This window comes from Mycobacterium sp. NGS69 (assembly GCF_059812165.1).
This window is the reverse complement of the sequence record NZ_JCALCD010000002.1, coordinates 804,044-824,948: the sequence shown is the minus strand read 5'-3', so window position 1 is coordinate 824,948 and position 20,905 is coordinate 804,044. Positions and strand designations below refer to the sequence as shown.

The following is a 20,905-nucleotide window of genomic DNA, read 5'->3' as shown; positions in this document are numbered from 1 at the left end:
CGCGTGGCCGATCACCTACGACCAGCTGAGCCCGTGGTACGCCGAGGCCGAAAAACTGCTGGGGGTGCGCGGCGCGCCCGATCCGCTGCGCCCCGAGTCCGCCGACGTCGGTTTGCCTGCGGCCCCACCGTTCTCATCCGACAACCAGCCGCTGGTCAACTATCTGAGCGGCCGCGGCCTGCACCCCTACCACCTGCCGATGGCCTGCGACTACACCGAGGGCTGCACCACCTGCCAGGCCCACCTCTGCGAGCGGTCGTGCAAGAACGACGCCGGCCGCAACGGCGTGCTGCCCGCGGTTACCGAGCACGGCGCGCACCTCCTGGACCAGTGCCGGGTCGTGCGCCTGGAGGCCGACCGCACCCGGGTGCAGCGGGTGATCGCCCAACACCACTCCGACATGCTGGCCTTGCAAGGCAAAGTCGTGGTGCTCGCCGCCGGCGCTCTGGCCACCCCCGTCTTGTTGCTCAACTCCCGGTCCGGCGACTGGCCGCGCGGGCTGGCCAACGGCTCAGATGTTGTGGGGCGCAACCTGATGCGCCACCTGATGGATTGGATCGAGGTCTGGCCGCAACCCGGCTGCAAGATCACGGCCGAGAACAAGGAAATCGGTTTCAACGATTTCTATTTCTGGGAGGGCCAGAAATACGGCACGGTGCAGTCGGCGGGCGCGATGGCCAATTTGGCATCCATGGACATGTTCACCAACCAGCCCGGTTGGCAGCCAAAGGCACTGCGCTTGATCAGCCCGGCGGTGCGGCCGATCTACGATCGCTTCTTCAACGGCGGGCTGGTGCTGGCCCCGATCATGGAGGACCTGCCGTATCTGGACAACCGCGTCCTGCCAAGCGACCGACCCGACGAGGATGGGCGCCAGCGGCTGCGACTTCAATACCGTTTGCACCCAAGCGAGGTCGAACGCCGCGCAGTGTTCATTCGGCAGATAAAAGAGGTGTTGAAGCCGTATCGCACCCTCACCCTGCGAACCGGCGCAAACAACTCGACCCTCGGCCACGTCTGCGGCACCTGCCGCTTCGGCACCGATCCCAAGACCAGCGTGCTCGACCCGCAGAACCGCGCGCACGAAGTGGAAAACCTTTACGTGGCGGACGCGTCGTTCTTCCCGTCGAGCAGCGGTTTGAACCCCAGTCTGACCGTCGCGGCCAACGCCCTGCGGGTGGCCGCGCACGTGGACCAGGCGCATTTCACCAGCTGACGCCCGTTGGATTCGCTTGTGCGCGAACCGATCCCCCTATGTCGGTCAGCCGGCGCGCTTGCGTCGGCCGAAGTCTTCCGCGAAATCGGCGGCGGCCGCGACGCTTTGGGCGGGTTTGGTCATTCGCGCGGCGACCTCGCGGGCCCGGGCGGCATATTGCGGGGCGAGGATGGTCCGCAGGTCCGCGACCAATGTTTTCTCGGTCGCGGTCGAAAAGCGCCGGGCGGTACCCACCTTCAGCCGTTTCACCGCGGCACCCCAGATCAGCTGAACGTCGGCCATCCAGAGGATCAAAGTCGGGACTCCCGCGCGCAGCCCCGCGGCGGTGGTGCCCGCCCCTCCGTGGTGCACGAGCGCGCGGCAGGCCGGAAAGATCGCCGCGTAATTCATCGCGCCCACCACTTTGACGTGCTCGAAACCGGGGGCGTCGCCGAAATCGGTCGCAGCGGCGCAAACCAGCGCCCGTTCGCCCAACTGCGCGCAAGCCCTGCCGATCATGGCGATCGTGCTGGCAGCGGATTCGACCGGAATGCTGCCGAACCCGAAGAAGATCGGCGGTGTTCCCTGGGCGATCCACGCGGCGACCTCGTCGTCGGCATCCGTCGGTGACTCCAGCGTCAGCGTGCCGACGAAGGGCCGCTGGCCATCGAATTTCGCCCATTCGGCCGCCAACCCGGGAAAGCACACTTCGTCATAGGCCTGGATTTCCAGCGATCCTCGTTCGGCAATCCGCCGCGGCGCGGGGCTGGTGACCTTCGGAAGGCCCAGTTCGTGGCGCTGCGCATCCTCGACTTTCTTCACCCCGCGCCACACCAGCCAGTCGTAGACCCGCATCGCCGAGCGGATGAGCGACGGCGGCAGCGTCGGAACGAGGCGGCCGTTGACGCGTATCGGGAACCACAGCAGCGTGGCCAACGGAATGTCGCGGTACTCAGCGACGTTGGTGGCCAGCTCCTGGTAACTCATGCCGGTCAACAGCAGGTCGGCCCCCTCCGTCAACGAGGTCAGCATCCTGCTCATCTCCGCCCACCGCTGCATGCCGGGCTCCCGAGACTCACGCAAAAACGCGCGCACGTCCCGAATCCTCCAGAAGTTCCGGAAGAAATAGGCCCAGAAGTTGCGCGTCGATTCCAGCCACGTCTGAATATCCGGCCCGTAGGCGGTCGCGGCGAGCCCGACCGCCTCGGCGAACCCGACCAGGTCCGGCGGGACGGCCATGCACACGTCGTGCCCGCGGCGCCGCAACTCACGGCCGACGGCGACGCCGGGCTCGACATCGCCGCGAGTCCCATAGAACGCCAGCACAAACTTCATCGCGTGATCCTGGTCCTTCACTTCCCGTGCGCGTTCTGCGAAATGAAAGCGGCAGACCCGGTGCCCAGCTCAGCCGCCCAGCAGCATAACCCCAATGCCGGCGCCATCAACCGGCTATCTGAAACTTTTGGCAGCCCCGCCGGCGGCGTCGTCAACGACGGCGATTTAGCCTCGCGCAGACCGCATTTCAGGCATCGGGCGGCAACTTGAGTTTCTGCCCCGCGGCAGCGAACACGGAAAAGTCTTTGCCAATGCTCGGCCGCGAGGATGCGCCCGAGGCTAATCTGCTGTGATGAATCGGCTCGCCCGCATGAACGCCGCCGCCGTGATGCGCGGCCGGTTCCCGGCGAATCGTCTGTCATAGGAGGCTAATCAGTGCCAACCCGGATACGCCGCGCGCGCGCATCCTCTGACGACCGCGCGTCCAACGGCGAGGCGCCGCCGGACAATCTGCTGACGTTGGTGGACCAAGGCTTCGTTGCCGGACAGCGCGCCATCGGTCAGACGGAAGTCATGCAGGTCGTGTGGGTTTATGAGCACCCGATCGATTTCGACGGCCTGAAACGTTTTCACCACAATCTCGGCTACGGGTTGTCCGGCCGGCTCATCGAGCGGTCGCCGCTGCCGTTCGGCCGGCACCGGTGGGTGGTCGACCGGGGGCCGTCGGAGATTCACTTCGCCGACCGCGCCCGTCCCCGCGCCGACCTCAGCGCATGGGCCGATGAACGCTCACAAGTTCCCGTCGATCCGGAAGCCGGGCCCGGCTGGCATCTCAGCGTCCTTCCCCTGACGAACGGCTCGACGGCGGTCACCTGGGTGATTTCGCACTACATAATCGACGGTGTCGGGGGTCTCGTCGCGGTGGCCGAGGCGATCATGGGGACCAACCGCGACCTCGGCTACCCGCCGCCGCGCTCGAGGACCCGACTGCGCGCGGCGGCCCAGGATCTGCGCCAAACCGCTCGGGACGCGCCCGACGTTGCCCGGGCGTTCGTCGCGTTGGCACAACTGACCCGCCGTCAGCGCCGCGATGCCGACCGATCGACGCCGGCGTCACGACCCGTCGCGCGCCGCGACGACGGCGGCGCCGACCCCGTCATCGTGCCGGGCATCGCAATCCTCGTCGACCTGGATCAATGGGATGCGCGTGCGAAGGCTCTCGGCGGGACGAGCACGACGCTGGCCGCCGTGATGGCCGCAAAACTCGCAGAGCACCTGGGCCGCCGACGGGCCTCCGACGGCGCCGTGACCCTGCAAATCGTCATGACCGACCGCGGCGAGGAAGATACGCGTGCGCTCGCGGTGTCCTTCGCCCGTGTCAGCCTCGACCCGACCGGGTTGACGGCCGATCTGCGCGACACCCGGGCCGCCATCAAGCAGGCGCTGAAGTCTCTGCAGAGCGCGCCGGATGAATCCTCGCAACTGGCCGCACTGTCCCCCTTCACCCCGAAGCGGATCTGGAAACGGGGGGTCGAGGCGCAGCTCAACGACCCCGACATGCCGGTCATCTATTCCAACCTCGGCGACGCCGGTTCGGTGGTGAGCCGCGCCGACGGCACCCAGTGCGAGTACGCCTGGGCGCGCGGGACGAGGCAGCACGCGACGCGGCAGCAACTCGAGCGGACGGGCGGCCACATGCAGGTGGTGTCGTGCCGCACACCGGGGATCGGCAAGATCTACCTCACCGTCGTGGCCTACCACCCGGGCGCGGAGAACACCAAGCCCGCACTGCGCGAACTGGCCGCGCGCACGCTGGCCGAGTTCGGCCTGACCGGCGACATCGAGTAAGAATTCGTTGCCTGCGCCCGCTTCGGGACGCCATGCTGAGAAGTTCCTTAAATCCTGGTCAGGCGCTGTTGTACTCCATTATGGTTTGCATCCGTAATTAAACTCGTGTCAGTTAGGGTGGTGCGGTGGTCTGGGGCAGTGTGCGCGATGTTGAGCCGACGCGGTCCGATATCGCCGTCGAGACCGGCCAGGATGCCGGCCCACCGCCCGGACCCCGACGGGCCCTCTTCCGAAGCTCCCGCCAACCATCGTCGGCCCCCCGGGCACAAGGTGGATCTGGAGCCGGTCGTCGGCGTGCGGGGCCCGCGATCTTCCGTGGCCTGCGGCGGCTTTGGATACCGCTGGTCGTACTGGTCGTGATCGCGGTTGGCGGATTCACCGTGTCTCGACTGCACGGCCTGTTCGGCTCCGAGAAGCGCCTCTCGTACGCCGATACCAGGGTCGACAACAAGCCATACAACCCCCAGCACCTGAGGTACGAGGTCTTCGGACCACCCGGGACCGTGGCGTTGATCAGCTATTACGACGAAACCGGTTCGCCGCAGCATGTCGACGCGGCGAGCCTGCCATGGTCAGTGGAATTCCCGGTCACCGCGGCGACGGGCATCGGAAGCGTCGCGGCGCAGGGTGACACCGACAGCATCGGTTGCCGCATCCTGCTCGACGGCGTGGTCAAGTCCGAGAAGGTCACCAACGAGGTGAGCGCCTTTACGTCCTGCATGCTCAAGGGCTCATGACCAACCACCAGCTACAGCACAGTCGGCTATTCGTAGCGCGAACGATCCGTCGGTTTTCGGTCGCCATCATCCTGGGGTGGTTGGCGATCATCGCGGTCTTGAATTTCTTCGTTCCCCCACTGGAGCAGGTCGAGAACCAGCATTCGGTCTCCCCGACGCTCACCAATGCGCCGTCCGCCACCGCGTCACAGCGGCTCAACGAAGACTTCAAGGCGGCTGACCAATCCGGACAATCGGGGTCCACAAGTGTGGCGACGATTGTTTTGGAGGGCCAGCAACCCCTCGGCGACGACGCCCACAGGTTTTACGATCGGTTGATTTCTCAGCTAAAAGACGATCCGAAACATGTGATACATGTCAACGATTTCTGGGGTGATGAATTAACGCGGCAGGCCGCTCAAAGCGCCGATGGTAAGGCCGCGTATGTGCTGGTGATTATCGCCGCGGGCAACGACTCGATCGAGGCCGTTCAGCATATCGTCGCGCGGACGCCGGCGCCGCCGGGAGTCAAGGCGTTTGTCACCGGGCCCGCGGCGATCATTTCGGATATGAGCCACAGCGGTGACAGAACGGTTGCCACAATTACTCTGGTAAGCATCGCGGTGATCTTCATTACGCTGCTTATCGTCTACCGGTCGGTCGTCACCGTAATTCTTTTGTTGCTGGTGGTCGGCATCGAATTAATGGTTGCCCGGGGAATTGTCGCATTTATCGGCTATCACGGGATCATCGGTCTCAGCACCCTCGCGGTCAATCTGCTGGTATCCCTCGTGATCGCGGCCGGAACCGACTACGGGATATTTTTCATCGGGCGGTATCAGGAGGCGCGTCAGGCCGGCGCGGACCGGGAAACGGCCTACTACACCACCTACCACGGGGTCACCAAGGTCGTCGTGGCCTCGGGTTTGACCATCGCCGGGGCGCTTTACTGTCTGGTCTTCACGCGGCTGCCCTCGTTCTACGTGCTGGCCGTCCCCTGCGCGGTGGCCGTGGTGGTCGCCGTCGCGGTCGCGATCACGCTGATCCCGGCCGTCCTCACGGTCGGAAGCCGCTTCGGCCTGTTCGAACCGAAGCGCAAAATCAGCTTTCGCGTCTGGCGGCGGGTGGGCACGGCGATCGTTCGCTGGCCCGCACCCATTCTCGCCGCGGCGTTGGCGGTAACGCTGGTCGGGTTGTTGACGCTGCCGGGCTACAGCCCCAGCTACAACGACCAGAAATTCATCCCCAAAGACATCCCCGGCAATTTGGGGTACGAGGCCGCGGCGCGCCATTTCCCCCCATCGGCGATGATGGCGCCCGAAATCCTGTTGGTCGAGGCCAACCACGATTTGCGCGATTCGGCCGATTTCCTGGTGCTGGATAAACTGGCCAAGGCCGTCCTGGCCGTGCCGGGCATTTCGACGGTCCAGGCCGTAACACGGCCCGAGGGAACCCCGATCAAGCACACGACGATCCCGTATCTGCTCAGCATGCAAGCCGCCGGGCAGCAACAATTCCTCACTTTCCAGCGGGCGCGCATGAACGACCTGCTCAAGCAGGCCGACCTGATTTCGGAAGCGATCAGCATCACGCAGCGCATGTATGACGTGATGAAGCAATTGGTCGCCACGACGCATGATGTCGTCGCGAACACGCATGAAATGCAGGCCCTCACCAGCGAGCTGCGAGACCACATCGCCGATTTCGAGGATTTCTTCAGGCCCATCCGCAGCTACTTCTATTGGGAAAAGCACTGCTACGACATTCCGATCTGCAACGCGATCAGAAGCATCTTCGATTCCCTCGACGGCGTTGACGCGGTCAGCGACAAGCTGATCCTGCTGGTGGCGGACCTCGACCAGGTTGACGCGCTGCTGCCGCAGATCCTCGCCCAGCTGCCGGCGACGATCGAGATCATGCAGCAGTCGCGGACCATGCTGCTCACCATGCACAGCACCATGTCGGGCGTCCTCGGCAACATGGGCGACAACAGCAACAACGCAACCGCAATGGGCAGGGCGTTCGACACCGCCCAGAACGACGATTCCTTCTACCTGCCGCCGGAAACGTTGAAGAACAAAGACTTCCAGCGAATCATGAACATCTTCGTGTCGCCGGACGGCAAAGACGTCCGCATGCTCATCCTGCAGAAGGGCGACCCGTCGTCGTCCGAGGGCCTGTCGCGGGTCGACGCGATCAAGAGCGCGGCCGAGGAGGCGCTCAAGGGAACGCCGCTGGAAGACGCGAAGATTTATCTCTCCGGCACCGCGGCGTCGGTGCGCGACCAGGTGCGGGCTTCGACAATCGACCTCATGATCGCGGGAATCGCCGCGCTCTGCCTGATTTTCATTGTCATGCTGATCATGACGCGAAGCTTTATTGCCGCCCTCGTTATCGTCGGCACGGTATTGCTGTCGCTCGGCGCCTCTTTCGGGCTCTCCATATTCGCCTGGCAGGATTTGCTGGGCATACAAATACACTGGTCAGTGCTCGTGATGTCGGTGATCGTCCTTTTGGCGGTGGGCTCTGACTATAATTTGCTGCTCGTCGCCCGCATGAAAGAGGAAATCGGCGCCGGTATAAATACCGGCATCATCCGCGCGATGGGCGGCACCGGAAAAGTCGTGACGAACGCGGGGCTGGTCTTCGCGTTCACCATGGGGTCCATGCTGGTCAGCGATCTGCGCACCATCGGTCAGGTCGGCACCACGATCGGTCTGGGTTTGCTGTTCGACACGCTGGTCGTGCGCGCGTTCATGACGCCGTCCATCGCCGCGCTGCTCGGGCGGTGGTTCTGGTGGCCGCAACAGGTTCGCCCCCGTCCCGCGAGTTCCCTGCTTCGGCCCACGGGACCCCGTCCGCTGGTACGCGCCTTGTTGCTGAGATAGCGGCAGCCATGGCGCATTTCCAGTTCAGGACCAGACCGGCAACCGTGGGGAGCATCGTGGCACAGGGTGACAGCGGGAGCAGTGGCCGCCGCTTCGACGTGTGCGACGCCGCCGCCTTCGCCGTCTGCCCGGTGCAGGCCCCATGAGCAACGAACCGCCCCGGCGCCCCTTCTTTGCGCGGATCATCCGCAGGCTTTCGCTCGTCGTCATCCTGGCGTGGCTGGCGTTGACGCTGCTTGTGACGTTCGGGGTTCCGCCTTTGGAGCGGGTCGGCGAAGAACACTCCGTGCCGCTGGCTCCCCAAGACGCGCCGTCGGTCCGCGCCATGACGAGCATGGGCAAGGCCTTCAAAGAGTCCGATTCGGACAGTTTCGCGATGATCGTGCTGGAGGGGCAGCAACCGCTCGGGGAAGACGCTCGCGCGTATTACCGAGGATTGGTTCGTGAGTTAAGAAACGACCCGCGGCACGTCGAACACGTGCAGGATCTCTGGGGAGATCGGCTCACGGCGACGGGCGTGGAAAGTCCCGACGGCAAGGCCGCATACGTGCAGCTGAATCTGGCCGGCAACCAAGGGACCACCCTGGCGCAGGAATCGGTGACGGCGGTCCGGCACATCATCAAACAGACGCCACCACCGCCCGGTGTCGAAGTCCATCTCACCGGCCCGGCAGCGCTCATCCCGGACATGGTGCGCAGCGGCAATGACTCGCTGCTGAAGATGACCCTGATAGCCGGGGCGATCATTTTCGTGGTGCTGCTACTCGTCTACCGTTCGGTCACCACCGTGATCCTGGTGGTGATCGGGGTCGGGGTCGAAGTCGGTACGGCCCGAGGGATTATCGCGTTTCTCGCCGATCACGACGTCGTCGTGCTCTCGACATTCGCGATCAATCTGCTGGTGGCGCTGTCCATGGCGGCCGGAACCGACTACGGGATCTTCTTCTTCGGCCGATATCAGGAGGCCCGGCAGGCCGGCGAGGACCCCGAATCGGCCTACTACACCACCTACCGCGGCGTCGCTCCCGTCGTCCTGGGTTCCGGTCTGACGATCGCCGGGGCGATGTTGTGCCTGAGCTTCACCCGGATGCCCATTTTCCAGACCATCGGCGTGCCCTGCGCCGTGGGCATGCTCGTCGCGGTCGCGGTGGCGGTCACGCTGGTTCCCGCCGTCCTGACGGCCGGAAGTCGCTTCGGGCTGTGCGACCCCAAGCGCCGGATCGCGCAAAAACGATGGCGAGGCATCGGCACGGCGATTGTCCGCTGGCCCGCGCCCATTCTGGTGGCGACACTGGCGGTCGCCCTGGTCGGCCTGGTGACGTTGCCGGGCTACAAAACCAGCTACGACGACCGGTCTTACCTGCCCAAAGACCTGCCGGCCAACTTGGGCTACGCGGCCGCCGATCGCCATTTCTCGCAATCGCGGATGTTGCCCGACATTCTGATGATCCAGGCCGACCACGACATGCGCAATCCGGCCGACTTTCTCGTGCTGCATAAAATAGCCAAGGCCATTTTCCGGGTTCCGGGAATTTCTCGGGTGCAGGGCATAACCCGGCCTGAGGGAACGCCGATCGAGCACACCTCGATACCTTTCCTGATCAGCCTGCAAAACGCATCCATGCTGCAGAACATGTCATTCATGAAGGCCCGCATGAATGACATGCTCACGGAGGCCGACTCGCTCGCCAGACAGATCGCGATATTGAAGCACCTGTACGAGTTGCAGAAGCAGCTCACCGCCGTCGCTCACGAGACGGTCGGCGTGGCGAAAGAGATGGAAACCATCGTGGACGAGCTAGAGGACCACGTGGCGGATTTCGACGACTTCTTCAGGCCAATTCGAAGTTACTTCTACTGGGAAAAGCATTGCTTCGATATCCCGATATGTTTTGCGATCAGGTCGATATTCCAGCTATTCGACAGCGTCGACGCGCTTCGTGACAGATTGCACATGGTCGTCAAAGACGCGGTGCAGGCGGACGAGCTGGCGGCTCAGCTACTGCAGCTCACTCCCCCACTGATCGCGATCGCGGAGGCCACGCGCGTGACGCTGTTGACGAACCACAGCACGACGTCCGGGCTTTTCGGCCAGCTGGATGACGCGAGCCGTAGCGCGACCGAAATGGGGCAGGCGTTCGACTCGGCCAAGAACGACGACTCTTTCTATCTGCCGCCCGATGTCTTCCAGAACCAGGACTTCCAGCGCGCGATGGCTTCCTTCGTGTCTCCGGACGGGAAGGCGGCGCGATTCATCATTTCGCACCGGGGCGACGCCGCGACACCCGAAGGCATATCGCGGATCAACCCGATCAGGGCGGCGGCCGAAGAGGCGCTGAAAACGACTCCGCTGGAGAGCGCCAAGATTTCCATTGCCGGAGCCGCGGCCACCTATAAGGACTTCGACGACGGCTCGAAATACGACCTGTGGATCGCCCTCGTCGGCGCGCTTTGCCTCATTTTCGTCATCATGCTCGCCCTTACCCGAAGCTTCGTGGCCGCCCTGGTTATCGTTGGGACGGTGGTGCTTTCGCTGGGAGCATCGTTCGGGCTGTCGGTTTTGGTGTGGCAGTACGTTCTGGGCGTCAAATTGCACTGGATGGTACTGCCGATGTCGGTCATCGTCCTGTTGGCGGTGGGATCCGACTACAACCTGCTCCTGGTGGCCCGCATGAAAGAGGAGATCGCCGCCGGCATAAATACCGGCATCATCCGCGCCATGGGCGGCACCGGGAAGGTCGTGACGAACGCCGGCCTGGTGTTCGCCTTCACCATGGCGTCGATGATCTTCAGTGACCTGCGGATCATCGGCCAGCTGGGCACCACCATCGGCCTGGGGCTGTTGTTCGACACGCTGGTGGTGCGCTCGTTCATGACCCCGTCCATCGCCGCGCTGCTCGGGCGCTGGTTCTGGTGGCCGCAGACGGTCCGCCCGCGCCCGGCCAGCTTCATGCTTCGATCCGAGGCGCCGCGCGCGGTGGTGCGGTCCTTGCTGCTGCACGAGGAGCGCCGCGACGACGACGCGGCCACGCTCGAACTCCCCCGGCTAACCGTGTAGGTCGCACGCAATAACGCCCGAAAATTACGGAATCGGAATCGTTGACCCAGTCAGTAATTTGGCCAAGAATTGCTCTAATTCGATCAATCCGGCCAGCGTCAAATATGTCAAAACCAGTGCCTCGTAAGCGATATAGACAGGTAGCTCGAAGAAGCTCAAGAAGAACTTCAAAACGCCCGTCGTGCTGTTATAGAGACTGTTAAACGCTGCGAGGAACTGGGCCGGCGCGTCGATGAGCTCTTGAATAATCGAATTCGAATCGGCGGCCACCGACGCGGCGTTGACGGCCTCCGCGGCCGCATAGGCGCCTCCACCCGCGGTCAACTGCTGCGCGAACTGCGCGCCATACGTCGACGCCTTCCCGACCAGCCCCTGGAAGCTCTGCGCGGCCTGGGAGAACACCTGTGCGATGGCCGCCGACACCTCGTCGGCGGCCGCGGGTATCACCCCGACGGTGGGGGCCGCCGCCGCCAGGTGTGCCGCGCTGAGCGTCGAACCAATAGCAGCCAAATCCCTCGCCGCGGCCGCCATCAACTCCGGCGTCGCCATCACATACGACATATCTATCCTCCAGCCGGTCACCGCACGACCCAGCGGCAAAGCAAGAATCACGGCTGGATCACGCCCGTCACGGAGATTACACACAAGTACAACGGCGCGCTGCAGCTTCGGCTGATCCCTAAGAACAAAACTCGGCGGCACCCCAAACTGGCTGCTAGTGCCGCTTCAGACCTAATGGCGTAGGCCCCAAAACCATGCGGTCCCCCGGGTCGTTGCGTCGCAACCGGGACGCGCGGACGGAGTCACTCCCTAAACCGTCCCGGTCGGCTTCGATGAGCCGCTACTCCATCGTCGACGGTCGGCCTCCCCGGCCCGCCACGGCCGACGGGATTGCGGGGGCCCGGCGCGTCAAAATCTCAGCTCGCGTCCCGCAGCATCGGCTGCGCGGTCGAGGGCAGCTCGACGGCCACCGTCGCCTCAGCAAACAAATCGACCGACGCCGCGATGGTGCGGTCGACGAAAGCGGCGAACTCCTCGAAGGAGATGTCGTCCTGGATCCAGCGGGACCTGCGAGCCACGAGGCCCACGCGTTGCGGATCTGAGCAACCGTGCACGATCGCGGTGACTTTGCGGTTTTGCTTGTTCCATTTGTCAGCTAACCGGGTCAGCCAGGGGCGGTCGGCGGCGCGGAACGAGCACGCGGGAGCGACCCCGATGACCAACATGTCGCCGAACGACGGCGAGACCTCGAGGTGGATGTGCAGCCGCCCGGCATCGGCGTTGGCGACACAGAAGTATTCGCCGTCGTGCTCGCCCTTGAGGAACTGCAGCCCGCAGGTGCGTACGTAGCGTTCGATCAACTTGGCGCAGAGCGACTCACTCATCATGGGATTGATCATGGGCCCCGCGGCTTTGGGGATCCTTTGAGCCGAGCTAGCCGCGGCCGAAGAATCTGCTGAGAATTTGCTGAGCCGCTGGGCCGGATGCGCGCGGCCCGGCTCAGCCCACGCGCCGCGCGACCTCGACCATCGCCGATGTGATCTGTGCGATCTCGGCGCCGGTGCAGATGTAGGGCGGCATCGCGTAGACCAGGTTGCGGAACGGGCGCAGCCAGACGCCGTGGTCCAGCGCGGCCGGGGTGGCGACGGCAAGGTCGACGGGCCGCTCGCATTCGATGACCCCGATGGCCCCGCACACCCGGACGTCGGCCACGCCGGGCAGCGCCCGGGCCGGCCCGAGCCCGTCCGCCAGTCCCGCGGCGATCTCCCCCACCCTGGATCGCCAGTCCTGGCCGAGCAGCAGCTCGACGCTGGCCACCGACACCGCGCAGGCCAGCGGGTTGGCCATGAACGTGGGCCCGTGCATCAGCGCGCCGGCCTCTCCCAAGCTGATGGTGTGCGCAATCTCGGTGGTGCACAGGGTGGCGGCCAGGCTGAGGTATCCGCCGGTCAGTGCCTTTCCGACGCACATGATGTCCGGGCTCACCCCGGCGTGGTCGGCGGCGAACAGCTCACCGGTGCGACCGAACCCGGTCGCGATCTCGTCGAAGATCAGCAGCACGTTGTGCCGGCTGCACGCCTCGCGCAGGTCCCGCAGGTACGCCGGGTCGTGGAAGCGCATCCCGCCCGCACCCTGCACGACCGGCTCGACGACGACGGCCGCCAGCTCGGGGGCGTGTTGCGCCAGTTGCGCCTCGAACGCCGCCGCGTAGGCCGGGTCGTAGTCGCGGGGTACCTGCGGGGCGAACACCTGCGGGACCAGCACGTCGGACCACAGCGAGTGCATGCCGCCGTCGGGATCACAGACGCTCATCGGAGTGAAGGTGTCGCCGTGGTAGCCGCCCCGCCACGTCATCAGCCGGTGCTTGGCGGGCCGGCCTCGGCTGCGCCAATACTGCAGCGCCATCTTCACCGCGACCTCCACCGACACCGATCCCGAGTCGCTGAAGAACACCGTCTCCAAGCCCGCCGGCGTGATCTCCACCAGCAGCTGCGCCAGCCGGGCCGCGGGCTCGTGGGTCAGCCCGCCGAACATGACGTGGTTCATCGTGGCCAGCTGCGCGGCGAGCGCGGCGTCCAGGTCGGGGTGGCCGTGCCCGTGGATCGCGGTCCACCAGGAGCTCATCGCGTCGAGCGCCTCGATGGGTTCGCCGTCGCGGATCAGCGTCAGCCGGGCGCCGCGGGCGGCGACGGCCACGACGGGCGCCACCGATTCGCTGCCGATGGTGCTGTAGGGATGCCACAGGTGCGCCGCGTCGATCGCGCTGATCTCCGCGGGCGTCAACCCGGCCCTCGTCGCAGGCATAGAGATCGAGCGTAGAGGCAGCCGGTTCGCACAATTCGCGGCCATCGGGGACCATCTATGGCCATGGCTTCGCCGCACCAGCCCGAGGGCCCCCACCCGGGCGACCACATCGCCGCCCCGCCGGCGCTCGAGCAATCCGACCACCAGGCACCCCGGGTGCTTCGCCTGCGGCTAGCGGCCTGGGACGTCATCTGCACCGTCACGTTGCTGGTGCTGCTCTTGGTCCTCGCCACGGCGACGGACTGGCCGGCGCGGCTCTTCGGCTACCTCGGGAAGGTGTGCGAGGGGGACACCTGCGGACCGGTCCCGTTCGGGATCGATTACTACATTCATCCGGTGGTGTGGGGCGGCATCGGCGCGGCGATCACCGCGGCCGGAATCGGCCCGTTCGTTTCCCTCCTGAAGGGCTGGTACATGTCCTTCTGGCCGGTGCTGGCGCTCGTCCTGCTCCTGGTCGCGTCCGCGGCGGGGTTCATCCTGACCACCTTCAGCGAGCGCTATTGGCTGTGACGGCCCCGGCCCGCGGTGTTCGCCGAGATCGACGGCAGCGCGGAAAAGTGCGAGTACGCATGACGATAACGTCAATCTCGGCGATATCCGCGGCGGACGAGGGCCTCGCGCACACGGCGGACGATCTCGTCGGGTCGATGCTCGGCGACGACCCGGATCACGATCCAGCCCAACTCGGCGAACTTGTCCAGTCGCGAAATGTCCTTCACGTATTGCCTTCGGTCGGCGCGGTGTTGGTCGCCGTCGTATTCGGCGGCGACCATGTGGTCCTCCCAGCCCATGTCCAGCACGCCGACTAATCGCCAGCCGTCGGCGACCGGTATCTGCGTTGTCGGTTTCGGCAGTCCGGCATCGATGAGAAGCAGCCGCAACCAGCTTTCCTTCGGCGAGGCCGCGCCTCCGTCAACCAGAGGCAGCACCTCCGCGAGACGTCGCAGACCGCGAGCGCCGCGATACCGCTTAGCCACGACGCAGACATCCTCGAATGAGAAGGACGTGGCACGCATGAGGGCGTCGAGCCGGGCCAGCGCCTGACCACGCGCCGGGTGGCGGCCGAGGTCGAACGCGGTGCGGGCGACCGATGTCACCGGCAGCCGCTTGACGGCGGTCACTTCGTCGGCGCCGAGCATTTCGTTGCGGACGATCAACCCGCGCTGCGGCCGGGCGTTTTTCCCCACGAGCTCGATCGGCGTGTCCGCGTCGACCCACCGCGCCCCGTGCAGCGCAGACGCCGCCGCCCCCGCGATGACGGCCCGCCGGCCCGACCACAGCCACGCGCCAAGCATGCGATCATCCAGCGAGGGCTCGTGCCACTTCGGGATGTAGACGTCACGAAAGATCGTCCGGTACCACCGGCGCAGCTGATACTCGGTCAACGCGGCGGCCCCGACCGCTTCGCTGCCCAAGAACACCTCCCCCATGGGGAGATGATGGGCGGGACTACCGACATGCTCATCGAAATCGACGCCAGCGCGGAAAAGTGCGAGTCGAGACCGCGCTAACGTCGATTTCGGCGCAGTGACGGCCAGCCCCTCGGCGCGACTCGGTCACTGAGACCCAAATCACAACTGCGCCCACGCGACTGGGGCGGCCAGTCACCGTCCGGTCACGTTACGACAAAAAATCATTCGTGGAGCTCAGCAGGCATTTTCCGCGGGCAACTTCTGTTGTAAAAGTGTCTGTAGTGACTGGTGTGAATTCGGGCAGGCCGGCCGGGTTCCGCCAAGCGTCATGCAGCGGCGTAGGGCCCCGACGGGGAGGCCTTCGCCTCCTGCAGTAGCGGCCGACGCGCGAAGTCACCGCGACGGAGGCCCAGGACCCAAGAAGGTGGGAACCCCATGAAACGCATCTCGGCTTTCGCGATCGGTCTCGCGATGCTGGTGGCCCCGTTGGCCACCGCCGGCATCGCGGCCGCCGACCCCGGCACCCGTTCGATGGACTACCAGCAGGCCACCGACGTCGTCGTCATGCGCGGCCTTTCGCAGCGTGGCGTGCCGTTCTCCTGGGCCGGCGGCGGCATCACCGGCCCCTCGCGCGGCAAGGGCACCGGCGCCATGACCGTCGGTTTCGACGCGTCGGGGCTTATGCAGTATGCGTACGCCGGCGCGGGGATCAAGCTGCCGCGTTCCTCCGGCGAGATGTACCGGCTCGGGCAGAAGGTGCTGCCGCAGCAAGCCCAACGCGGCGACCTGATCTTCTACGGTCCCGGGGGCACGGAAAGCGTCGCCATGTACCTCGGCAACAACCAGATGCTCGAGGTGGGCGACGTGGTTCAGGTATCGCCGGTGCGCGCCAATGGCATGACGCCCTACCTGGTCCGGGTTCTCGGGGCCCAGCAGACGCCGTTCCAGCAGGCGCCGCTGCAGCAAGTGCCGGTCCAGCAAGTCCCGACGCAACAGGCACCGCTGCAACAAGCGCCGGTCCAGCAGGTCCCGACGCAACAGGCACCGCTGCAACAGGCTCCGGCCCAGCAGGCTCCGCTGCAGCAGCAGGTGCAGCAGGCGCCGGTGCAGCAGCTGCCGCTGCTGCAGCAGCCGGCGCAGGCACCGGTGCAGCAGGCGCCCTACGGCATCACCCGGTAGCCGTAGACGGGGCCGTTTCTCCCCGCCCAACAGCCGCCACTTGCTCCCCTGAGCTGGCTCGCCGCAAGGCCGGCCGGCAGGAGCGGGTGGCGGTTTTCGGATAAGTTGGCGGTTGACCATGCAGACCCTGTCGCCGCCTCGCCCACCGGTTGCCGCCAAACCGGCGGCGGCGCGCGCGGCCGGGTTCTATCGCTACGACCTCGACGGCCTGCGCGGCATCGCGATCGCGCTCGTCGCCGTCTTCCACGTCTGGTTCGGGCGGGTCTCCGGCGGAGTGGACGTGTTTCTCGCGTTGTCCGGGTTCTTCTTCGGCGGCAAGATCCTGCGCGCCGCCCTCAACCCGGACCTTCCGCTGTCCCCGGTGGCCGAGGTGATCCGGCTGGTCCGCCGCCTGCTTCCCGCGCTGGTGGTGGTCCTGGCCGGCTGTGGGCTGCTGACCGTCCTGGTCCAACCGGAAACCCGCTGGGAGACGTTCGCCGACCAGAGCCTGGCGAGCCTCGGCTACTACCAGAACTGGGAGCTGGCCAACTCCGCGGCGGACTACCTGCGGGCGGGTGAGGCCGTCACCCCGCTGCAGCACATCTGGTCCATGTCGGTGCAGGGCCAGTTCTACGTCGCCTTCCTGCTGCTGGTCGCCGGGTGCGCCTACGCGTTGCGGGGCCGGCTGAGGGCCCACCTGCGCACCGTCTTCCTGGTACTGCTCGTCGCGCTGACGGTGGCCTCGTTCGTCTACGCCACCGTCGCCCATCAGGACGACCAGGCGATCGCCTACTACAACAGCTTCGCGCGGGCCTGGGAGCTGCTGCTGGGCGCGCTGGCCGGCGCCGTCGTGCCCTACATCCGCTGGCCGATGTGGCTGCGCACCGCCCTCGCCACCGTCGCGCTGGCGGCGATCGTGTCGTGCGGGGCCCTGATCGACGGGGTCAAGGAATTCCCCGGTCCCTGGGCGCTGGTCCCGGTCGGGGCCACCATGCTGATGGTCCTGGCCGGGGCCAACCTACCGGCCGGCGCGGACAACCGGTTGCCGCTGCCGAACCGGATGCTGGCGACGGGGCCGCTGGTGGCGCTGGGCGCGATGGCCTACTCGCTGTACTTGTGGCACTGGCCGCTGCTCATCTTCTGGCTGTCCTACAGCGGCCACCGCCACGCCGGTTTCGTCGACGGCGCGGCGGTGCTGCTGATTTCCGGCGCCCTGGCCTACCTGACCACCCGGCTGGTCGAGGACCCGCTGCGGTACCGGGCATCCGCCGGCGCCGCCTCGCCCGCGCCCATGCCGAATTTCCCCTCGGTCCCCTGGTCGCTGCGTCTGCGCAGGCCCACGATGGCGCTGGGGTCGATGGTGGTGCTGCTCGCCGTCACGCTCACGGCAACGTCGTTCACCTGGCGTCAGCACGTCACGGTGCTGCGCGCCGCGGGCAAGGAGCTCAGCGTCCTCAACCCGCAGGACTACCCGGGCGCGCGCGCCCTCACCGAACACGTGCGGGTCCCGGCGCTGCCGATGCGGCCCAGCGTCCTCGAGGTCAAGGACGACCTGCCGATTTCGACCCGGGACGGCTGCATCAGCGACTTCGTCAACCCCGCGCTGGTCAACTGCACCTACGGCGACGTCGCGGCCAGCCGCAGCATCGCCCTGGCCGGCGGATCGCACGCGGAGCACTGGCTGCCCGCGCTGGACCTGCTCGGCCAACTGCACCACTTCAAGGTGGTGACGTATCTCAAGATGGGCTGCCCACTGTCCACGGAGGAAGTCCCGCTGATCATGGGCAACAACGCCCCATACATGCAGTGCCGCGAGTGGGTGCAGCGGACCATGACCAAGCTCGTCACCGACCGGCCCGACTTCGTGTTCACGACGACGACCCGGCCGTGGAATATCAAGAGCGGTGACGTGATGCCGGCGACCTACATCGGCATCTGGCAAACGTTGTCGGACAACAACATTCCCATCCTCGGCATGCGGGACACCCCGTGGCTGGTCAAGAACGGCAAGCCGTTCGACCCCGCGGACTGCCTGGCCAAGAAGGGCGGCAACCCCGAGTCCTGCTCGGTCAAGCGCTCCGACGTGCTGTCCGATCGCAACCAGACGCTCGACTTCGTCACACAGTTCCCGTTGCTGAAGGTCCTCGACATGTCCGACGCGATCTGCCGCGCCGACGTCTGCCGCCCCGTCGAAGGAAACGTGCTGATCTACCACGGCGCGCACCACCTGTCGCCCACCTACGTGCGCACCATGACGGCCGAGCTGGGCCGCCAGATCGGGGCCGGCACCGGTTGGTGGTGACAGGCCGCCGGTCCCGGCCGCGGATAAGGTCAGATGATGCCGACGAAGAAACCAGCCTCGGACGAAGGCGCCGCCGCGCGGGATGCCGGCAGGTCTCAGCCCCGACTGGCCACCGTTTGGCCGGGAAATCCCTATCCGCTCGGTGCCTCGTATGACGGGGCGGGCACCAACTTTTCGCTGTTCTCCGAGATCGCCGACAAGGTCGACTTGTGTCTGATCGACGACGACGGCAGCGAATCGCGCGTCCCGCTGGACGAGGTCGACGGGTTCGTCTGGCACGCCTATCTGCCGAACATCGTCCCGGGTCAGCGTTACGGCTTTCGCGTCCACGGCCCCTTCGACCCGGCGGCCGGGCACCGGTGTGACCCCAGCAAGCTGCTGCTGGACCCGTACGGCAAGGCCTTCCACGGCGACTTCGACTTCGGCCAGGCCCTGTTCTCCTACGACCTCGCGGCCGTCACCCCGGACGGCCCGAACGCCGACGGGCTCGACCCCGGCACGCCGCCCATGGTGGACTCGCTCGGCCACACCATGACCAGCGTGGTGAGCAACCCGTTCTTCGACTGGGGCTCCGACCGCGCCCCGCTCACCCCGTACCACGAGACCGTCATCTACGAGGCCCACGTCAAGGGCATGACGCAGACCCATCCCGGCGTCCCCGAGCAGCTTCGGGGCACATACGCCGGGCTCGCCCACCCGGTGGTCATCGAACACCTCAAATCGCTCAACGTCACCGCCATCGAGCTGATGCCCGTCCACCAGTTCATGCACGACCACCGACTTCTGGACTTAGGGCTGCGAAATTACTGGGGCTACAACACCTTTGGCTTTTTCGCCCCGCACAACCAATACGCGGCCAACCGCACGGCCAGCGTCGCCGAGTTCAAATCCATGGTGCGCAGCTTCCACGACGCCGGCATCGAGGTGATCCTCGACGTGGTGTACAACCACACCGCCGAAGGCAATCACCTCGGCCCGACGATCAACTTCCGCGGCATCGACAACGCCGCCTATTACCGGCTCGTCGACACGGACCTGCGGCTGTACAAGGACTACACGGGCACCGGCAACAGCCTGAACCCCCGCCACCCGCACGTGCTGCAGCTGATCATGGACTCGCTGCGCTACTGGGTGCTCGAGATGCACGTCGACGGGTTCCGCTTCGACCTGGCCGCCACGCTGGCCCGCGAGCTGCACGACGTCGACCGGCTGAGCGCGTTCTTCGACCTGGTGCAGCAGGATCCGATCGTCAGCCAGGTCAAATTGATCGCCGAGCCGTGGGACGTCGGCGAGGGGGGCTACCAGGTCGGAAACTTCCCGGGTTTGTGGACCGAGTGGAACGGGAAGTATCGCGATACTGTGCGCGACTACTGGCGGGGCGAACCCGCGACCCTGGGCGAGTTCGCCTCCCGGCTGACCGGGTCGTCGGACCTGTATGAGGCGACCGGCCGGCGCCCCAGCGCCAGCATCAACTTCGTCACCGCCCACGACGGGTTCACGCTCAACGACCTGGTCTCCTACAACGAGAAGCACAACATGGCCAACGGCGAGGACAACCGCGACGGCGAAAGCCACAACCGGTCGTGGAACTGCGGCGTCGAAGGCCCCACCGACGACCCCGACATCCTGGAACTGCGCTGCCGGCAAATGCGCAACTTCTGGGCGACGCTGCTGGTCAGCCAGGGCACGCCGATGATCGCGCACGGCGACGAGTTCGGCCGCACCCAGAACGGCAACAACAACGTTTACTGCCAGGACTCCGAACTGTCTTGGATGGACTGGTCATTGGTCGAAAAGAACGCGGATCTACTGGCGTTCGCGCGCAAGGTGACCACGCTACGCAAGAATCATCCGGTGTTTCGCCGGCGCCGCTTCTTCGAGGGCGAGCCGATCCGAAGCGGCGAAGAGGTCCGCGACATCGCCTGGCTGAATCCGAGTAGCCGCGAGATGACGCACGAGGACTGGGGCGAGAGCATTCACAAGTGCGTGGCGGTGTTCCTCAACGGCGACGCCATCACCGCACCGAACGCCCGCGGCGAGCGGGTCGTCGACGACTCGTTCCTGTTGTGCTTCAACGCCGGTGAAGACCCGATCGAGTTCGTGATGCCGCCCGACGACTACGCCCAGGAGTGGACCGTGGAGCTGGACACGAACCATCCCGCCGGCGAGGCGGACCAGGTGGTCAGCGCCGAGGAGAAGGTCTCGCTGCCCGCACGTTCGCTGCTGATCCTGCGTAAGACCTTGTGAC

The 20,905-nt window shown here is 65.9% G+C and carries 15 protein-coding genes; 10 read left to right on the top strand and 5 right to left on the bottom strand.

Annotated features, from left to right (window positions below; all coding sequences use genetic code 11):
- The coding region (locus tag AC5Y2S_RS09205; protein ID WP_499955628.1) for a GMC oxidoreductase at positions 1-1,216 on the top strand (1,216 nt) is incomplete at its 5' end.
- A gap of 45 nt (positions 1,217-1,261) precedes the next feature.
- Here AC5Y2S_RS09205 and AC5Y2S_RS09200 read toward each other — a convergent pair.
- Positions 1,262-2,530, bottom strand: coding sequence for a glycosyltransferase (locus AC5Y2S_RS09200; protein WP_499955626.1), 1,269 nt, complete (start codon positions 2,528-2,530; stop codon positions 1,262-1,264).
- A 3-nt stretch (positions 2,531-2,533) separates the two neighbouring features.
- On the opposite strand from AC5Y2S_RS09200, the gene AC5Y2S_RS09195 reads away from it, so the two are divergent.
- The 5 genes from AC5Y2S_RS09195 (at position 2,534) to AC5Y2S_RS09175 (ending at position 10,980) form a co-directional block, all read left to right on the top strand.
- Positions 2,534-2,740 carry a hypothetical protein gene (locus AC5Y2S_RS09195; protein ID WP_499955624.1) on the top strand — a complete coding sequence of 69 codons (207 nt, stop codon included), beginning with the start codon at positions 2,534-2,536 and terminating at the stop codon, positions 2,738-2,740.
- 165 nt (positions 2,741-2,905) lie between these two features.
- Positions 2,906-4,318 (top strand): condensation domain-containing protein, encoded by a 1,413-nt coding sequence (locus AC5Y2S_RS09190; protein WP_499955622.1) that lies wholly within the window; start codon positions 2,906-2,908, stop codon positions 4,316-4,318.
- Positions 4,319-4,638: 320 nt separating this feature from the next.
- Positions 4,639-5,055: an MmpS family transport accessory protein gene (locus AC5Y2S_RS09185; protein ID WP_499882354.1), complete on the top strand. Its 417-nt coding sequence runs from the start codon at positions 4,639-4,641 to the stop codon at positions 5,053-5,055.
- Entirely contained in the window at positions 5,052-7,922 is a 2,871-nt protein-coding gene (locus AC5Y2S_RS09180) for an MMPL/RND family transporter (RefSeq protein WP_499955620.1), read from the top strand. The genes AC5Y2S_RS09185 and AC5Y2S_RS09180 overlap by 4 nt, the downstream gene beginning before the upstream one ends.
- 142 nt (positions 7,923-8,064) lie before the next feature.
- The gene (locus AC5Y2S_RS09175; protein WP_499955618.1) at positions 8,065-10,980 is read left to right on the top strand and encodes an MMPL/RND family transporter; all 2,916 of its coding nucleotides are present in this window, start codon (positions 8,065-8,067) and stop codon (positions 10,978-10,980) included.
- Between the two features lie 24 nt (positions 10,981-11,004).
- Here AC5Y2S_RS09175 and AC5Y2S_RS09170 read toward each other — a convergent pair whose 3' ends face one another.
- From AC5Y2S_RS09170 to AC5Y2S_RS09160, 3 genes are all read right to left on the bottom strand, one after another.
- On the bottom strand, positions 11,005-11,592 hold the full coding sequence (locus AC5Y2S_RS09170; RefSeq protein WP_499955616.1) for a PE family protein: 588 nt from the start codon (positions 11,590-11,592) through the stop codon (positions 11,005-11,007).
- 305 nt (positions 11,593-11,897) lie between these two features.
- Positions 11,898-12,365 carry a hypothetical protein gene (locus AC5Y2S_RS09165; protein ID WP_499955614.1) on the bottom strand — a complete coding sequence of 156 codons (468 nt, stop codon included), beginning with the start codon at positions 12,363-12,365 and terminating at the stop codon, positions 11,898-11,900.
- A 115-nt stretch (positions 12,366-12,480) separates the two neighbouring features.
- Positions 12,481-13,785 (bottom strand): adenosylmethionine--8-amino-7-oxononanoate transaminase, encoded by a 1,305-nt coding sequence (locus tag AC5Y2S_RS09160; protein ID WP_499955612.1) that lies wholly within the window; start codon positions 13,783-13,785, stop codon positions 12,481-12,483.
- 63 nt (positions 13,786-13,848) lie between these two features.
- Here AC5Y2S_RS09160 and AC5Y2S_RS09155 point away from each other — a divergent pair, with 63 nt between their 5' ends.
- The gene (locus AC5Y2S_RS09155; protein WP_499955610.1) at positions 13,849-14,295 is read left to right on the top strand and encodes a hypothetical protein; all 447 of its coding nucleotides are present in this window, start codon (positions 13,849-13,851) and stop codon (positions 14,293-14,295) included.
- A 71-nt stretch (positions 14,296-14,366) separates the two neighbouring features.
- Here the strand turns inward: AC5Y2S_RS09155 and AC5Y2S_RS09150 are convergent, their stop codons facing one another.
- On the bottom strand, positions 14,367-15,215 hold the full coding sequence (locus AC5Y2S_RS09150) for a type IV toxin-antitoxin system AbiEi family antitoxin (RefSeq protein WP_499955608.1): 849 nt from the start codon (positions 15,213-15,215) through the stop codon (positions 14,367-14,369).
- A gap of 417 nt (positions 15,216-15,632) precedes the next feature.
- On the opposite strand from AC5Y2S_RS09150, the gene ripD reads away from it, so the two are divergent.
- The 3 genes from ripD (at position 15,633) to glgX (ending at position 20,904) form a co-directional block, all read left to right on the top strand.
- A complete protein-coding gene (gene ripD / locus AC5Y2S_RS09145; protein WP_499955606.1) occupies positions 15,633-16,376 on the top strand; it encodes an NlpC/P60 family peptidoglycan-binding protein RipD in 744 nt (247 codons plus the stop codon).
- A gap of 118 nt (positions 16,377-16,494) precedes the next feature.
- A complete protein-coding gene (sucT, locus tag AC5Y2S_RS09140) occupies positions 16,495-18,657 on the top strand; it encodes an acetyltransferase SucT (RefSeq protein ID WP_499955705.1) in 2,163 nt (720 codons plus the stop codon).
- Positions 18,658-18,690: 33 nt separating this feature from the next.
- Complete coding sequence (gene glgX / locus AC5Y2S_RS09135; RefSeq protein WP_499955604.1) at positions 18,691-20,904, top strand: glycogen debranching protein GlgX; 2,214 nt, start codon at positions 18,691-18,693, stop codon at positions 20,902-20,904.
- The last annotated feature ends 1 nt before the right edge of the window (position 20,905 follow it).

Excerpts from the sequence above, each read along its gene's own strand:
- AC5Y2S_RS09200 (WP_499955626.1), bottom strand. The coding sequence starts at position 2,530 with ATGAAGTTTGTGCTGGCGTTCTATGGGACTCGCGGCGATGTCGAGCCC.
- AC5Y2S_RS09180 (WP_499955620.1), top strand. The coding sequence starts at position 5,052 with ATGACCAACCACCAGCTACAGCACAGTCGGCTATTCGTAGCGCGAACG.
- AC5Y2S_RS09175 (WP_499955618.1), top strand. The coding sequence starts at position 8,065 with ATGAGCAACGAACCGCCCCGGCGCCCCTTCTTTGCGCGGATCATCCGC.
- AC5Y2S_RS09165 (WP_499955614.1), bottom strand. The coding sequence starts at position 12,365 with ATGAGTGAGTCGCTCTGCGCCAAGTTGATCGAACGCTACGTACGCACC.
- AC5Y2S_RS09160 (WP_499955612.1), bottom strand. The coding sequence starts at position 13,785 with ATGCCTGCGACGAGGGCCGGGTTGACGCCCGCGGAGATCAGCGCGATC.
- AC5Y2S_RS09155 (WP_499955610.1), top strand. The coding sequence starts at position 13,849 with ATGGCTTCGCCGCACCAGCCCGAGGGCCCCCACCCGGGCGACCACATC.
- AC5Y2S_RS09150 (WP_499955608.1), bottom strand. The coding sequence starts at position 15,215 with ATGGGGGAGGTGTTCTTGGGCAGCGAAGCGGTCGGGGCCGCCGCGTTG.
- ripD (WP_499955606.1), top strand. The coding sequence starts at position 15,633 with ATGAAACGCATCTCGGCTTTCGCGATCGGTCTCGCGATGCTGGTGGCC.
- sucT (WP_499955705.1), top strand. The coding sequence starts at position 16,495 with ATGCAGACCCTGTCGCCGCCTCGCCCACCGGTTGCCGCCAAACCGGCG.
- glgX (WP_499955604.1), top strand. The coding sequence starts at position 18,691 with ATGATGCCGACGAAGAAACCAGCCTCGGACGAAGGCGCCGCCGCGCGG.